General features: G+C 39.3%; 14 protein-coding genes. 12 read left to right on the forward strand and 2 right to left on the reverse strand.

All coding sequences use genetic code 11. The features are described 5' to 3' along the window. Positions 1–7: 7 nt before the first annotated feature. Together V7201_RS16800 and V7201_RS16805 are read left to right on the forward strand one after the other, a co-directional pair. Positions 8–4,051, forward strand: a complete 4,044-nt coding sequence (locus V7201_RS16800; RefSeq protein ID WP_335377910.1) for an S-layer homology domain-containing protein — start codon at positions 8–10, stop codon at positions 4,049–4,051. Between the two features lie 71 nt (positions 4,052–4,122). Then, entirely contained in the window at positions 4,123–4,491 is a 369-nt protein-coding gene (locus V7201_RS16805) for a hypothetical protein (protein ID WP_335377911.1), read from the forward strand. A 61-nt stretch (positions 4,492–4,552) separates the two neighbouring features. Here V7201_RS16805 and V7201_RS16810 read toward each other — a convergent pair whose 3' ends face one another. Further along, positions 4,553–5,407 carry a hypothetical protein gene (locus V7201_RS16810; RefSeq protein ID WP_335377912.1) on the reverse strand — a complete coding sequence of 285 codons (855 nt, stop codon included), beginning with the start codon at positions 5,405–5,407 and terminating at the stop codon, positions 4,553–4,555. Between the two features lie 223 nt (positions 5,408–5,630). Here V7201_RS16810 and V7201_RS16815 point away from each other — a divergent pair, with 223 nt between their 5' ends. Further along, positions 5,631–7,709, forward strand: a complete 2,079-nt coding sequence (locus V7201_RS16815; protein ID WP_335377913.1) for an S-layer homology domain-containing protein — start codon at positions 5,631–5,633, stop codon at positions 7,707–7,709. Positions 7,710–7,802: 93 nt separating this feature from the next. Here the strand turns inward: V7201_RS16815 and V7201_RS16820 are convergent, their stop codons facing one another. After that, positions 7,803–8,591, reverse strand: a complete 789-nt coding sequence (locus tag V7201_RS16820) for an SGNH/GDSL hydrolase family protein (RefSeq protein ID WP_335377914.1) — start codon at positions 8,589–8,591, stop codon at positions 7,803–7,805. A 226-nt stretch (positions 8,592–8,817) separates the two neighbouring features. Between V7201_RS16820 and V7201_RS16825 the strand changes: the two genes are divergently transcribed. From V7201_RS16825 to V7201_RS16865, 9 genes are all read left to right on the forward strand, one after another. Continuing rightward, positions 8,818–9,564: a YveK family protein gene (locus tag V7201_RS16825; protein WP_335377915.1), complete on the forward strand. Its 747-nt coding sequence runs from the start codon at positions 8,818–8,820 to the stop codon at positions 9,562–9,564. Next, on the forward strand, positions 9,554–10,258 hold the full coding sequence (locus V7201_RS16830; RefSeq protein WP_438825067.1) for a CpsD/CapB family tyrosine-protein kinase: 705 nt from the start codon (positions 9,554–9,556) through the stop codon (positions 10,256–10,258). Before V7201_RS16825 ends, V7201_RS16830 begins: the two co-directional genes overlap by 11 nt. Before the next feature lie 108 nt (positions 10,259–10,366). Continuing rightward, entirely contained in the window at positions 10,367–11,131 is a 765-nt protein-coding gene (locus V7201_RS16835) for a tyrosine-protein phosphatase (RefSeq protein WP_335377916.1), read from the forward strand. A gap of 317 nt (positions 11,132–11,448) precedes the next feature. Beyond that, positions 11,449–12,333 (forward strand): UTP--glucose-1-phosphate uridylyltransferase GalU, encoded by an 885-nt coding sequence (galU, locus tag V7201_RS16840; RefSeq protein WP_335377917.1) that lies wholly within the window; start codon positions 11,449–11,451, stop codon positions 12,331–12,333. 45 nt (positions 12,334–12,378) lie between these two features. Next, a complete protein-coding gene (locus tag V7201_RS16845) occupies positions 12,379–13,041 on the forward strand; it encodes a sugar transferase (protein WP_335377923.1) in 663 nt (220 codons plus the stop codon). 41 nt (positions 13,042–13,082) lie between these two features. Further along, complete coding sequence (locus V7201_RS16850; RefSeq protein ID WP_335377918.1) at positions 13,083–13,835, forward strand: PHP domain-containing protein; 753 nt, start codon at positions 13,083–13,085, stop codon at positions 13,833–13,835. Further along, positions 13,756–14,349 carry a phosphoribosyltransferase gene (locus tag V7201_RS16855; RefSeq protein WP_335377919.1) on the forward strand — a complete coding sequence of 198 codons (594 nt, stop codon included), beginning with the start codon at positions 13,756–13,758 and terminating at the stop codon, positions 14,347–14,349. Before V7201_RS16850 ends, V7201_RS16855 begins: the two co-directional genes overlap by 80 nt. Further along, positions 14,334–15,464 (forward strand): glycosyltransferase, encoded by a 1,131-nt coding sequence (locus V7201_RS16860; RefSeq protein ID WP_335377920.1) that lies wholly within the window; start codon positions 14,334–14,336, stop codon positions 15,462–15,464. The genes V7201_RS16855 and V7201_RS16860 overlap by 16 nt, the downstream gene beginning before the upstream one ends. After that, positions 15,461–16,377: glycosyltransferase family 2 protein (locus tag V7201_RS16865; RefSeq protein ID WP_335377921.1), on the forward strand; the 917-nt coding region annotated here is incomplete at its 3' end. The genes V7201_RS16860 and V7201_RS16865, both read left to right, overlap by 4 nt.

Raw genomic sequence — 16,377 nt, forward strand, 5'->3', positions numbered from 1 at the left:
ATTGAATGTGAGTTTGAAGTTTACTAAGAAAACCAAAAGGCTGTTCTCGGTCTTGCTGATCGTGTTCCTGATCATGCAGTCGCTATCAGCAGTGGCCCTGGCCAGCCCGCAAAAGGGATTCAAGGATCTGCCAAAATACCAGAAGGAGATTGGGGAGCTGGTGTCGCTTGGCATCATCAACGGCTATCCGGACAATACGTTCAGGCCGAACCTGCCAATCACGAGGCTGCAGGCGGTCACAATGATCGCAAGGGAAATGCAGCTGGACACGAAGAACCGGCCGAATCCAAATTTCAAGGACGTAAAGAAGGGTATGCCTGGCTATGAGGCAATCGCTGCTGCGGTAGCGGAAGGCATCATCAGCGGCAAGGCAGACGGCAATTTCGATCCGCAGGGCAAGCTGTCCCGTGCCGAGATGGCGAAGATTTTAGTGAAAGCATACAGCTTGAAGACACCAGCTACATACAGCGAAAAGTTCAAAGACGTCCCGAAAACATATTGGGCACACGACTTCATCCGGGCAATCGCCGCAAATGACATCACGACCGGTTACGGAGACGGAACATTCAGACCAGGAGACCACATCACAAGACTTCAATTCTCACTTTTCCTGTCACGCTATATCAACGGCATTAAGAAAGCAGAAGTGGAGGCCCTCGCACAAAAATTCAAACTAACAGCCTCCAAGAGCAAAATCACTTATGGTGAAAAAGTAACCCTAACTCTCGAAGCAAAAGACAAAGACCTTATCTACACAGCCAGTTGGAGTTCCACAGCCGGAAACCTGACCGTCGCAAACGACAAGCAATCGGCAGAGTGGACAGCCGCTAAAAACAATACGCAAACCGATACGGTCGTCGTAAAAATTGAAGTAACAACAAAAAGCAAAAAGTACCTCATCGAGAAATCCGCTGCGATTTCCGTTGAGAAGCTTCAGGAAACAACCGTTACAGACAGTGATTCTGACGGCCTTTCCAATGAACAGGAAAGACAAATCGGCACAGATCCGGCTAAGCCTGATACCGATGGCGACCAGCTGAAGGATGGCGAAGAAGCCAACACGTATAAAACGAATCCGCTGCACCCGGATACAGACAGTGACGGACTATCGGATTACTTCGAAGTTCAGGCAAAAATGCCAGCAAAATTCGATCCGCTCAAACCGGACTCAGATGGCAATAAAATTCCTGACGGAGCCGAGGACTATGACCAGGATAAACTAGTCAACATCCTCGAAGAAGCAGCTGGCACCAATCCGCTCAACCCAGATACCGATGGCGATAAGCTTGCAGACAGCTACGAAGTTCTGTACCTGTCAGATCTTTCTCCATTAAAACCGGATACAGATGAAGACGGCGTCCCGGACCCGCTCGAGGACTTTGATGGTGATGGAATCACGACAATCCAGGAACAGCAGCTCCTGACCAACCCATTATCGGATGATACAGACGGAGATGGCCTGAAGGATCAGGAAGAGGTTGGTGTCTATAAAACAAATCCAACGCTCGAAGATACAGATAATGACCAATTGGACGATGGCACGGAAATTAAATTCAAGTCCAATCCATTAAACCCAGACACGGATGGAGACGGCATCATCGACGGTCTGGAAAAAAGAGAACAAACGCTGAAGTCCGCAGCGCAGAATGTTCAGCTGACATTTGCAGCGACAGGTGACGCAACGGAAACAACGCTGATAAAAGAAGATAAGTCTGTCAGCAAAATTGTCGGCAGTGCTGGTGTTGTGGGCAAACCAATCGATATCACAACATCATCACAATTTGACAGTGCAACCCTAACGGTGGATTACGATCCTAATCAGCTGAACGGCATCCAGCCGGAAAACTTGAGGATTTTCTACTTCAATCCGAAATCAAACCAGCTTGAACCAGTTGAAAACCAGCAGGTGAACACAGGAAATTCAACGGTTTCAGCAACTCTTACTCACTTCTCAACTTATGTGCTCGGTGATTTAAGCCTATGGGCAAAATCATGGGAAGAAAATACGAAGACTCCTCCGGCACCTGATGCTGGCGGAGAGCAAGAGAAGCCGCTTGACCTTGTGCTTGTCATCGACAGCTCAGGCAGCATGTCCAGCAATGACCCGAATGATTACCGACTATCAGGTGCAAAAGAAGTAATCGATTCCTTGAAGGAAGGCGATCAGGTAGCGGTTGTCGGGGATCGCGGGGCAGTGGTTGATTTTGATGGCTGGGCTCAATTGCTTCAGGAGCTGACAGAGGATAAAGAAGCTTTGAAAGAAGCGGTGGATAAAATCGATTCCAGCGGCGGAACGGATATCGCAGCAGGAGTTACCGTAGGCCTTGCCGAACTAGAAAAGAACGGACGCGCAGATGCCGACAAGGCAATCATATTGCTGACAGACGGTGAAGGGTACTATACACATACCCTGACAACGAAGGCGCAGCAAATGGGTGTCAAGATTACGACAATTGGTCTTGGCGAGTACATCGACTTCAACCTCTTACAAAAAATTGCCGATGATACAGGTGGGGACTTCTACCATGTAGAGTCCGCTGAAGATCTGGAAATCGTCCTTGAACGATCAAAGGATCAAATCGACAATGATGACACAGACGTCGATGGCCTGCCAGACTGGGTGGAAAAGCTGGCGGAAAGCAATGGTGGCTTCATTTTGAAGAATACCTTCCATGTTCCGTTCACTGATATCGAGATTCCAGTCGAAAACAAATTCACCACCAAATTCGATCTTGCCGATACAGATGGCGATGAAGTCAATGACGCTGATGAGCTTGGCGGACTGAGCAATATTTATGTCAACGCCAACAAGACAAAGGTTTATTTAAAAGAATATCCGCGCAGCAATCCGAATAATGAGGATACGGACGGTGACAACGATAATGACAAGTACGATGACAAACCATTACGCGAATACATCAAGCCAGTCGTCCTGCTTCACGGCATCCGTTCAAACACTGGCGATACATGGGGCGGCGATGCATGGCTGGACAATGGCAACCTGTCACTGTTTGCCGGACAGGATGAGCCTGACTTTACAAAGGACGTCCCAAGCTACCTGACCGCAACGAAAACGGCTTATAGCAAAGGAGACAACCTGACATATAACCACCTTGATGCACAGTATATTAAAGAAGTGCGGGCTGATTCTCTTGCAAGGCATCTGGAAATGCAAGGGTATGATGCGAACGAATCGATCTTTGTCTTTAACTGGGAGAACATGGACCATGTCCTTTATGCCGCCCAGCACCTTGAGACATACCTGGAAAATCTGATCGCCAATTACCTGCCAAATCAGGATGTCGATGTCACGAAGGGGTACAGCCAGGAAACAAGCTTTTCACTGGTTGGCCACAGTGCCGGCGGATTGGTGTCACGTACGTATATCGAAACGCTTCAGGACAGCTCTGATCCGAGAATCGACAACCTGGTCACAGTCGATACACCTCACTATGGTTCCGATTACCTGAACAATGGCGGAGTGTGCGGCCTCGTGGCAGCCGACCTTGACCGTGAAGACAGCGACCTGTTCTATCAGGATCCAAAGAACTGGTGCCCTGATTATGGCCAGCAGCCATTGAATTCCGATAACAAAGGCAGCACAAACTATTATTTCTTCGGCGGACTGATCGGCAGATACTATGAAATGATTGATGATGTCCCAGGGGACCGTATCCCGCCGCGCAAAGTAGATAAGTATTACATCCCATCCGACAAGGCTCCAATTATGTTAACCTTCGGCCCTCAGGGTAAAAGTAAAACAGACGCTCAGCTATTCTCCGATATTAAGAGAGAGCTAGGCAAGCACGGCATTACTTTGCCGGATGAAAATAAAGATGTCTTGAGTGAAAAATACTTTGGCGACAATATCGTAACCATCGGCAGCCAGCTTGGCATACCAGCCGACTTTCAAAGAGAAAATGAAGAGGGAGTAGAGGCAGTACCCTACGACCAGGCATTCGTCGTAGTCGGACGCTCATCCCAATCATCTCACAGCGATATGACAAAACAAGAAATCGTATATGAAAAGATTGCAGAATTAATCAAATGATACAAAGGGACGGTTCTCGTGTTCCAGAAAGAAACACGAGAACCGTCCCCACGTTCCAAAGGAGACTAGGTATGATCAAGAAGCTGGTTCTGCTGCTGGTTGGTGCAGCTTTTATTGGGTATGAATATATCATGTATGCGCTGACGGGTACGCTGGTTGTACCGCAGCAGTATGAAGCAGTCTATGAAAATATTACACTGGTGCTCCTTGTTGCGACGATCATCATTCAGGCAGCGATCTTTCTGACCAGATGGGGCCAATTCTGGAAGGCAGCTGCGCTCCAGGTCATGAGCTTTGCCGCAGCTGTAATTGCAGACATGATCGCCAGGGATTACTTCCACAACCAGGTAACCGCCTATCCCGTCTGGAACGACATCATGATGTACGGCGTATTAGAACTCCTATTATTAGCAGCAATCATTTATATATGGAAGAAATAAAGGGACGGTTCTCGCGTTCCATCGTGTTTCACGATGGAACATGAGAACCGTCCCCATGTTCTTATAATGCTGATTTAGCTTTGCTGATCAATGCGGACTCGCGTGCTGATTTGGCGTTTTCGTATTGTGTTTTGAATTCGTTTGCTTCGGAGCTGCTGAAGCCTCTGTCTTGTAAATCATTTACAAGGGCTCCGTAAATATAGTTGAAGGTTTCGTCTGTATTGCTCTCGAGTTCTTTGCCGGCTGAAGTGTACTTCTGGAAGAAGTATGTAATAGATACAGACTCGCCGCTTTGTTTCTTAGACTGGTATTCATTGTAAGCCGTATTTACAAGCGCATCAATCTTTGCATTTGCTTGGGACTGTAACGATTCAAACGCTGGGCGGTACGCCGCTTTGATGGTGTCGGCTGTTATTACTGGCTTGTTGTTGGAATTATGACCTGAGTTACCATCGTCTTTCTTATCCGAACCATTTTTTGAAGATGGTGTACCAGCTGATGATTTCGAACGGTCACTTTTGGTAGAAGTTTTCTTACTCGCTGCATCCGTTGAAGAATCATGACTAGATTCAGCCGTACCATCACCTTTCGAATCAGCACCCGCTGTTGTACGAGCCACTTTAGTGTCCTCTTTAGCACCCTCCGTAGCTTCACCTTTATCTAGATCATTACTGCCCGCATCATGATCAGCAGTCGCAGCATTACTATCCGTATGATCCTCGCTGCTTCCATCCTCTCCAGTTACAGCACCATCAAGATCAGGAAGGTCAATCTGGTAGTCCTTCTTCGTAATTTCCTCTACCTTTTCATCTGCAACGTCGTATTCCTTCACATTCATGTAGTAGTATAAAACTCCTGCACCGCCGACGAGCAGCAACAGAACAGTGAAAATCGCCATTTTAAAAGTTTTTCTCATTAGTTGGTGTTTCTCCCTTCCCATATCCGTAAAAACATATAAATATTACCATAAAAATGTCGAAAAAAGGAGATGATTCTAAAATATAGAAAATTCCAATTTTCGACATATTCTAAATAAAGCATTGTTTTTGGTAAATTAATGAATTAATATAGACCTATCTACATAGGAACTAGTTAAAAACTAGATTTTAAGAGAAAAATCATACTGGAGTGAGTTAAAAGTGAAGAAGTATCCATTTAGCAACAAGACAATGAAGGCGATTATCGCAGCATCGTTCGCATTTGCGCCACTGGCCTTTACGGGCTTATTACTACAAACTTCGACAGCACATGCTGCAGAAGTATCGACAGTAGATACAGCAGTTTACCGTGTGACTCTTATTTATAGCAACCTTGGTGAAAAGGAACTGTTCAATACAGTAGCAGCGGCATTGAAGGACAATTTTACCTTTACTTCCGATGACTGGACTTATGTATTAACAGCGCCTGTGAAATCCCAAATGCAAGCTAGTCTTACGGCTGCAAACACTTCAGTAAAAGCTGAAACCGTTGTAAAAGAAATCGCAACATTCGTTTACGATTCCAATGCTACGAATCTAGCGACCAAATACACTGCCTTTAAAGCATCCGCTTCTGGCCAAGCGATCGAAAAGGTAATGGGTCCTAAGTCAATCGATTTAATTCTTCAATTATTAGTTGATACAGAGAAAATGGTGTGGAACGAAAAATATGAGGATAAGTTACTAAAAGCATTAGGTGATGGTACATTAGAAACGGTTGTAAAAGAAATTAGATCCGATGTAATAGCGTCCAATCCGGCTTATGCAAAATTGAATAGCGACCTTTATACTAAAATGGGAACAAATCTTGATGGCCTGTTAGGGATGAAGAATCGTATTAACGAGAAATTAGTAGAGAAAAATCTTATCAAATCTTCTGATCTTAAAACTTTACAAGATGCATTTCTACTTGCAGCGCTTAAAGCCGGCAACCCTAACACCGAAACAACACCTCCAGTTGGCGGCGGCGGAACACTTCCACCAACAACACCTCCTGGAAATTCAGATCCGCATGCTATCAAGCTACCTGAAAAGGCAGCAGAAGTAGTGAGGGAGAAGAATGCTTCAGGAATGGTAGAGGTTATTACAAAGATCGTTCCTGAAAAGGTAGCTGAAATCGTTGCTTTGATCACCGCTGAAAAGAACACAGTTGAAGTCGTTCTTCAAACACCTGCAGCAGGTGAAAAAGCGAAGGCAGAAGTTCCTGCATCATTGTTCACAGAAGCAGCAAAGAAAAATGCAAAGGCTATCGTGAAAATTACTACAGCTGAAGCATCTTACAAGCTTCCAGTTTCAGAAATTAAGGTCGCCGATCTTGCTAAAAAGCTTGGAACAACAGCAGATAATGTAAAAATCAATATTTCAGTAAACGTTGTTAGCCCTGCAAATGTGACAGGATTAAAGCTTGCTTCACACGTAATCGACTTTACAATCGAAGCAGTTGCTGGCAGCAAGAAAGAGACAGTGTCTAAGTTCTCTACTTATGTAGAACGTGAAATCAATGGCGGCGCAAACTTCAACAAAGAAAAGTCTGTAGCAGTAAGATTGAATCCAAATGGAACATTCTCTGCGATCCCGACTTTATTCAACGGTAAAACAGCGACTGTAAAATCATTGAGTAACTCAGAGTACACAATCGTGGAAAACAGCAAAACGTTCAAGGATGTAAAGGGTGGCTGGGCGAAGGAATATATCGACACACTTGCTTCAAAGTATATCGTTTTTGGTAAAGCAACAGGTGAATACGAGCCAGGAAAACACATGACTCGTGCAGAGTTCGCAGTACTTCTAGTACGTGCTCTTGGTCTTCCAACTGAGAAATACGATGGAGGCTTCAAGGATGTACGAGGAATTGAATGGTTTGCTAAAAATGGCGAATTAACGGCAGCGGTTAAGTATGGTGTGATCAAAGGGAAGGGCGATGGCAATTTCGCTCCTAACGAAAAAATCACTCGTGCACAAGCAGCAGCCATGATCGAGCGCGCAATGAGAATTTCATTCGTGAACTATGACTTCAGCAAATTAGATAAAACAAAATCACTAAAAGACTTCAAAGATGCAAAACAAGTAGGATCATGGGCTAAATCAGGTGTAGAAGCTGTTTACCAGGCAGGAATCGTCAAAGGAAAAGGCAACGGCACTTTCAACCCGAACGGCTACACCCAACGAAATGAAATGGCAGCTATTCTTGCTAATTTCCTAGTATCTGCGAAACTATTAGACGACACATTCAATAACTAAAAAAGGGAGTCCCCCAGTCAATCAACTGCCGGACTTTTCTCTATTCCATAAAAAACAGACACCTTCCAGTTTAGAAGAAGGTGTCTGTTTTTTTTACTTGCTTATTAAATAATCCGTTACATACGTGCTCCAAAGTTCATGTCCTTTTTCACTAGGCTGGCTGTTGTCAGATGAAATATATTCCTTAACCTCTTCAGATGAATAATCTGGCCACGCTTCCCAGTGATCAAGGTAAGGAATATTGTTTTCGGCAGCAAATTCTTTAAGTGCATCAACTTGTTTTGGATAGAAAGTTGCATTGTAAATTGGGTGTGGCGGCATAAGAATGAATACTGTATTAGGATTCACTTCTAATGTTCCGTCCATCACTGTTTGGATATTGTTTAGTGAATCCTCGATTGCCACTTCACCATTATCCATTAGAGTAAAAGGCTCGAACAATACCATATCTGCCTGTGCATTCGCTACCTTCTCTACTCCGCCTTCGTTCGTAAATTCCCGGGATGTTTGATCAAAAACCTGAATCTCAACATCCATATGGTCTTGTCCATAAGCAGTTACCAGTTGTTCTTTAGTTTGAGCAGCCCAGCCGGACTGTTCATCTCCTAAAGCTGACGACCCAATCAAGAGTACTTTAAACGGTCTTTCTTCTTTCAATGCCTTTTTAAAGCTCTCCACACCATGTTCAGGCCAATTCTTAGTTAATTCTAATAAAGAATCTGAAGGTTCCTCAGTCTTTTCTTCCACTTTCTTTGTTTCAGAAACGATTGGATTCTCATTACTTTCCCCAGAAACGGTAGTCTTTTTTGTCCAATAAATATTTCCCCATAATAAAACACCCATGCATATGATTGCTAGAAGGGTAGTGAAAAATGCTTTCATGCAAAAATCCCCCAAACTTGTATTTCTTCCCAATCTATTGTAAAGCTAAACTTTAAAATATTTCCAGTTACAAAATATACCTTTCCTTTACTAAAATAAACCGTTAAACTATTCCAGTAAGCTATTAAATTACATTATGATTAAAATTATGACAATTAACAACAAATTATTCAATGAAATATGGTATTATTTATAAGGAATTTTCAACATAAACTGGAGGAGCATAATGGAGGAGACAATTAGTTTAAAAGAATTGCTGCAAACGTTGAAGAAAAGAATGAGTTTAATAGTCGTGATCACTCTCTTAGCAGTTACCGTGAGCGGCTTGATTAGTTTCTTTTTATTAACCCCTATTTACCAAGCCTCAACGCAGTTGCTAGTCAATCAGTCGAAAAATGAGCAAGGTGTATACAACTACAATGAAGTCCAAACGAATCTTCAATTGATCAACACATATAACGTCATTATTAAAAGTCCGGCTATTCTGGATCTAGTAATTGATGACCTAGACTTAAATATGACAGCCGCTGAACTGAATGAGAAAATTACTGTTCAAAGTGAACAAAACTCCCAAGTTGTGAATATCTCAGTGCAAGATTCAGATGCTATGAAGGCTACTAAGATTGCAAATAAAACAGCTGATGTATTCACAAGGGAAATTGCGAACATCATGAAAGTGGACAATGTCAGCATCTTGGCAAAAGCAGTAGTGGTAGATAATCAATCACCAATTAAACCGAAGCCATTGTTAAATATCGCAATTGCACTAGTGGTTGGATTGATGGCTGGAGTGGGACTTGCGTTCTTATTGGAGTACTTTGACAATACGATCAAGAATGAGCAGGATGTCGAAAAGGCTCTTGGATTGCCTTTATTAGGTGTGATAGCGCAAATAGATGACTCTCATATCCAAAACAGAAACAGCAGGAATGAACGAAATGCGAGAGTAAGAGGTGAGTCTGTTGGGTCTTAAAAAAGAAAATAAAAAAATGACGTTGGATAATCGACGGAAGCTCGTTTCAGCCCTTGATCCGAAATCACCGATAACAGAGCAGTACAGGACCATCCGAACGAATATCCAATTCGCATCGATCGACAAAGAATTAAATACAATTATGGTTACATCTGCAGGACCTGGAGATGGTAAATCAACGACGGCAGCAAACCTTGCTGTTACTTTCGCACAGCAGGGTAAAAAAGTCCTGCTAGTGGATGCAGATTTAAGAAAGCCTACAGTACACTATACATTCAATTTAACAAATACTGTTGGCTTAACAAGTGTTTTGACAAAGCAGAAAGAGTTAGAAGATGCGTTTGTAGAGTCAAGTATTTCAAGTCTATCCATTCTTCCAAGCGGACCGATCCCGCCAAACCCTGCAGAATTATTAAGCTCAGTCTCGATGGATACATTTCTAAGGCACGCTACAGAACAATTTGAACATGTTATTTTCGATACCCCGCCGGTACTCGCTGTAACAGACGCTCAGATTCTAGCGAATAAGTGTGATGGTGCCGTATTAGTAGTTTCTAGTGGGAAGACAGAAATCGAAGAAGCGACAAAAGCAAAGGAATTACTGATCGCCTCTCAAGGAAAGCTTCTCGGAGCAGTATTGAACAATAAAAAAATTACAGAGTCCGACTACTATTACTATTACGGAAAAAAATAACGTCATTCGACAAAGTGTGACAAAATACACCCTTTACCGTATTAATTCAACGTGTTAGCATGGTAAAAGACCTATAAAACTACCAAAAGTTTGGAAGGAGTGATTGCGATGATTGATATACATTGTCACATATTATCAGGTATTGATGATGGAGCAAGAAGCTTGGAGGATTCTCTAGAATTGGCAAAAGCGGCAGTCAAAGAAGGAATCCACACAATCATCGCTACACCCCACCATAAAAACGGACGATACGATAATCCAAAATCAGTGATTGTCGAAAAAACCGCACAATTAAACTTGCGTCTTCAGGAAGAGGGAATCCCATTAGAGGTATTGCCTGGCCAGGAGCCAGCAATCCACGGAGAAATCCTCGAAGGCATCGAGAATGGAGAAGTTCAAACCCTTAATGGTACCCAGTACCTATTCATCGAACTTCCATCAGGCCATGTTCCTCGTTATACAGAAAAGTTATTATTTGATATCCAACTCAAAGGTTTAATCCCAATTATTGTGCACCCTGAACGGAATCAGGAGATTGTCGAGAAGCCTGATCTTTTATACCAATTCATTAAAAAAGGCGCGCTTTCACAGCTGACTGCGTCAAGTGTAAATGGGAAATTCGGAAAAAAAGTGAAGAGTTTTTCTGAACAGTTAATAGACGCAAACCTTGTGCATTTCATCGCTTCCGATGCTCACAATTTAACCAATCGGGCCTTACATTTGGAAAGTGCATTTGAACATATAGACAGCCGTTATGGTGTAGATATGGTTTATCTCTTTAAGGAAAACGCAGAACTATTAGTCGAAGGTCAAAATGTATACAGGGAAATTCCTCATCAAGTTAAAAAGAAAAAATTCCTCGGGATTTTTTAAGGCGTAGAGATCTAAATAGCATCAAGAATTAACATACAACATTGTCAGAATTTTTGACCGGCGATGCCTCCTACCCGTTACCCATGGGGGCACTCGATCATGCTGTGGGATGCTAAAATGCCATCCTTAGACACGCGAGTTGTCAATAGCATGATGTGAGGACGGGTTAGATGCCCAACTTTTATATTAAAACAATAGATATCTAATGAAAGAACATGTAAAGACATGTGTGTTTTCATTAGATATTTATTTTTGTCAAATACTTAGTTAATAAAGGTTAAATTAAGAAAATTGAAATAAATCAGGAGGAAAAACAATTGAAAAAAGTAAGAAAAGCCATTATCCCTGCTGCTGGACTTGGAACAAGATTTTTGCCAGCAACAAAAGCAATGCCGAAAGAAATGCTTCCAATAGTAGACAAACCAACGATTCAGTACATAGTAGAAGAAGCTATTGAGTCAGGGATTGAAGATATCATTATTGTAACTGGGAAAGGTAAACGTGCAATTGAAGACCATTTTGATTATGCACATGAATTAGAACAAAACCTAATTGAAAAAGAGAAGTTTGATATTCTAGAAAAAGTTCGATATTCTACGAATCTTGCAGATATTCATTATATTCGTCAGAAAGAGCCAAAAGGTCTTGGACATGCGGTGTGGTGTGCAAGAAACTTTATTGGGGATGAGCCCTTTGCAGTATTACTTGGTGATGATATTGTTCAGAGTGACACACCATGTTTAGGTCAATTGATTAATCGTTATGAAGAGACATTATCTTCTGTAATAGGAGTTCAAACGGTTTCAGATCAGGAAACGAATCGTTATGGCATTATTGACCCCTCAACAAAAAATGGTCGTCTATATCAAGTAAATAATTTTGTAGAGAAACCAGCTACTGGTACTTCTCCTTCAAACTTAGCCATTATGGGCCGATATGTTCTTACTCCAGAAATCTTTATGTTCCTAGATAAGCAAGAAAAAGGTGCTGGTGGAGAGATTCAATTGACGGATGCAATTCAACAATTGAATCAAATTCAGCGTGTTTTCGCATATGACTTTGAAGGTAAACGTTATGACGTCGGTGAAAAGCTAGGCTTCATCCAAACTACAATCGAGTTCGCATTACAGCAACAAGATCTAAAGACCGATCTGCTGAAATATATGGAACAAATCATCAATAATAAAGAAGTAACACTATAAAAGGATATGGGGTGGACAGAAATGACCTCTGTAGTTAAAAGTAAAATGGACCAAAACTCCTCAGTACTACAAAATTTAACAACTAAAAACAATAATATATATATGTTTATGAAACGTTTGGTGGATATTGTTGGCGCTTTGAGTGGACTTATGTTACTACTACCTGTTTTTATATTAATCACAGCTCTTCTTAAGTTTGAGGATTCAAAAGCACCCGCTGTTTTTAAACAAATGAGAGTAGGACGAAACGGGAAATTATTTTATATTTACAAGTTTCGTTCTATGGTAGTAAATGCTGAAAATAAGTTAAAGGCTAATAAAGAGCTTTATAAAAAATATTTAGATAATAACTACAAGCTAGAACCACATGAAGATCCTCGTATTACTAAGATTGGAGGATTTCTAAGGAAAACAAGCTTGGATGAAATTCCACAGTTTATTAATATATTCAAAGGAGACATGAGTTTAGTTGGTCCAAGGCCAGTAGTTCAAGAGGAATTACGAGAGTATGGTGAAAAGACAAAGGAATTTTTATCTGTAAAACCTGGTGCAACAGGTTATTGGCAGGTAAGTGGAAGAAGTAATGTTGGATATCCTGAAAGAGTACACCTTGAACTCCATTATGTATATAATCAATCCTTTTTGTTCGATATAAAAATCATTTTGAAAACAGTATTATTAGTTATTTTAAAAAAGGGTGCTTATTAAAACAAAATACTAATTATATCCTTTTTGAAAGGTTGAGTTAAATGGAAATAAAAGTGGAACTTCATACTCATACACATTATTCCCATGATAGCTTTCTTAATAGGTGGTTGTACCTATTCATTTTAAAGATAAGGAAAATTAAAGTAGTAGGGATTACGGACCATAATGAAATAATCGGCGCAAAAAAATTCGAAGACTTTCTGGTTAAATTCGGAATAATTGTAATAGTTGGCGAGGAAGTGTTTACCAGCAAAGGTGAGGTTATTGGTTTATTTTTAAATGAGAAGATAAATCCAGGACTAACACCAAGAGAGACTATGCTCGAGATTAGAAGGCAGGGCGGAATAGTATATGTGCCTCACCCCTATGATGAGAAAAGATACAAAACGGTCTTACATGAAGATGAAATTCGGAAAAACATAGATCTGATTGATATTATAGAGATTCATAATGGACGTAATATAAAGAGGCAATTTTCAGATATTCAATTAGATATAGCTAACAATTACAGAAAGATTAAGAGTGTTGGTAGTGATGCTCACACTTTTATAGAATTGGGTAGAAATTATAATCTTATGAAAGAATTTAACAACAAGGAAGAATTTCTAAACAATCTGAACTATGCTAATTATGTAAAAGCAGATTGTATCCAACTTGCACATGAAATCACAAAACTTGTAAGAATAGTAAAGTTATTAAGAAAAGGGAGATTCGATGAACTTTTTAGAATTATCCATAAAAGATACCGAAGAAGCAAGCATCAACTTAGCTCGAAAAGTGGATCGAAATTTTAGACCTGAAGTAGTGGTCTTTATAGCAAAAGGGTCTTTTATTATTGGCGATACTATTAGTAAGTATTTTAATGTTCCTTTGATTGAAGTATATGCAGTACGGGAAGGTAATAAACTGAAAGAGTTAATTAGTCCTTTATTAAAAATAATTCCTAAGAATCTAAAAAATCACCTCAGGAAACGAGAACTCCAATCTGGGATTCATAATAACAACTCAAATAGAAAAGTATATTTTGCAAAAGAACAAGAAATACTAGATAAAGTATCAAATATTTTGATTGTAGATGATTCAATAGACACAGGACATACCGCTAAACAAGTCTATGACTTCCTATTAAGTAATTTTGGAGATAAAACAGTAAAGTTTGCATGCTTAAATTATTTTGAGATGAGTAAAAAAGTTTTTAGTGGAGATTTCACATTATATAAAAATCATATTATTATTGGTCCATGGTCTAAAGATTCTAAATACTATCATGATTTTAAAAAGAGGTATTTTGAATGGATAAAAGGTTGAAAATTCTTCATGCAAACACGGGATTAGTTGCAGGGGGGGCAGAACGATTAATAACAGATATGGCACTGTCATTATCGAAAAAAGATTGTACCGTAGAAGTTATGTTGCTCGAGGATAAAGGGAATAACATCTTTGAAAAAGAATTGGTAGAGGGCAAGGTAAAAATAGATATTCTAAAATACAATAATAAGTTTGACTTTAGGAATTTATTTCTTATCAGAAGAAAAATAAAGAATTTTGATGTTGTACATGTCCATATTTTCCCGATGTTATATTGGGTTGCATTAGCAACAATAGGATTAAAAAATAAACCTATTTTAATAGCAACAGAGCACAACACCTATAACAGAAGAAGAAACTATAAATTTCTTTGGATACTAGAAAAGTTTATCTATTCCTTATATGACAAAATTATCTCCATTACTCCCGAGACAGAAACAGAATTACTTAATTGGATAAAAGAAAAACCTAGTGGTAGGTTTGAGACCATATTAAACGGTATAGACATAAAGAAGTTTAAAAATGCTAAAGGAATTTCTTTATCAAATCTATTAGTTAAAGATGTTAATATTAGTGATAGATTTTTAATAATGGTAGCTAGATTTGACGAACAAAAAGATCATGAAACATTATTAAATTCATTAACTCTATTAGATGATAGTGTTAAATTAATTTTGGTCGGTGAAGGAGTTTTAAAGAACCACTATCAAAATAGAGTAAAAGAATTAAATATAAGTGATAGAGTTTTTTTTATTGGTAGAAGAAGAGATGTACCTGAGATTGTTAAATCTGCAAATATAAGTATTATTTCATCTAACTGGGAAGGATTTGGACTAGTTGCTATTGAAGCTATGGCTGCTGGGATACCTGTGCTGGCTAGTAAAGTCCCTGGGTTGGATAATGTTGTTAAAGGCGCGGGTATTTTATTTGAAAAGGGTAATTATGTAGAGTTAGCAGAGAACATAAGTAAAATGTTAGAAGATCAAAGTCTGGCTGAAAAATATTCTATCTTGGGAATGAAAAGAGCAAATCAGTATGATATAGACATAATGGTGAATAAATATAAATCTGTTTATAATGATTTGCTTAAGAGGAAGCATAAGCTAAGAAGGTGATTACTATTAAAATAAGTATAATTATTCCAATATATAATGTTGAAGAATTCTTAGAAGAATGTCTTCAAAGTGTGTTAAAGCAGACGTATAAAAATATAGAAATTATTTGTATAAATGATGGATCGACTGATAGGAGTAAAGAAATTTTAGATAAGTACCTGGATGAATATAATAATTTAACTGTTATAAATCAACAAAATCAAGGTCTTAGTGGAGCAAGAAACACTGGAATTATGCATTCTAGTGGAGATTATATTTACTTTTTAGATAGTGATGATTTTCTTAGTGATAACACTGTACTCGAGTGTATGCTTAAAGAAGCTTCGAAAGAGGATTTGGATATAATTTTTGGTTCGTATAAGTATTATTTCGATGATAATGCTAGAGAAAATAAAATATATGGCATGGCATCAGATATTACTAATAATGTAACTATGTCTGGGATTGAAATGCTAGAAGCAGGGATAAAATCAAATACACTTAATTCTGTAGTGTGGAATAAATTATATAAGTCAACTTTGGTTCGAAATGAAAATTTTATAGAAAATGTTTATTTTGAGGATATGGAATACACTATTAGGATCTTTAAAAAGGCAAAAGGCGTAAGAAAGATTGATATACTAACTGTAAATTATAGACAACGTCACAACTCTATTATGAGTGGAAATAAATATTATAAAAAGGCGATTGACTATATTTCTGTCGCCAAGGCAATTTTAGATATTGATAAAAACAATCCTTATATATTGTCTTGGATTGTATTATGTATATTTAATGCTTTGAAATTTTCGAAAAAGTTGAAAGGCGAACAAAAAAAGGAAGTAATATTCAAAATTTATTCAATCCCCAATCTCCCTTTCTATTTTTTAAAAAGTTTTAGTATTAAGCATAAATTGTATGGGATTTATATGTT

The organism is Bacillus sp. JJ1122, assembly GCF_036964885.1.
Classification (GTDB): Bacteria; Bacillota; Bacilli; order Bacillales; family Cytobacillaceae; genus Mesobacillus.

Coding starts and splice junctions, on each gene's coding strand:
- V7201_RS16805 (WP_335377911.1), top strand. CDS start 4,123: ATGATCAAGAAGCTGGTTCTGCTGCTGGTTGGTGCAGCTTTTATTGGG.
- V7201_RS16810 (WP_335377912.1), bottom strand. CDS start 5,407: ATGAGAAAAACTTTTAAAATGGCGATTTTCACTGTTCTGTTGCTGCTC.
- V7201_RS16820 (WP_335377914.1), bottom strand. CDS start 8,591: ATGAAAGCATTTTTCACTACCCTTCTAGCAATCATATGCATGGGTGTT.
- V7201_RS16825 (WP_335377915.1), top strand. CDS start 8,818: ATGGAGGAGACAATTAGTTTAAAAGAATTGCTGCAAACGTTGAAGAAA.
- V7201_RS16835 (WP_335377916.1), top strand. CDS start 10,367: ATGATTGATATACATTGTCACATATTATCAGGTATTGATGATGGAGCA.
- V7201_RS16845 (WP_335377923.1), top strand. CDS start 12,379: ATGGACCAAAACTCCTCAGTACTACAAAATTTAACAACTAAAAACAAT.
- V7201_RS16850 (WP_335377918.1), top strand. CDS start 13,083: ATGGAAATAAAAGTGGAACTTCATACTCATACACATTATTCCCATGAT.
- V7201_RS16855 (WP_335377919.1), top strand. CDS start 13,756: ATGAACTTTTTAGAATTATCCATAAAAGATACCGAAGAAGCAAGCATC.
- V7201_RS16860 (WP_335377920.1), top strand. CDS start 14,334: ATGGATAAAAGGTTGAAAATTCTTCATGCAAACACGGGATTAGTTGCA.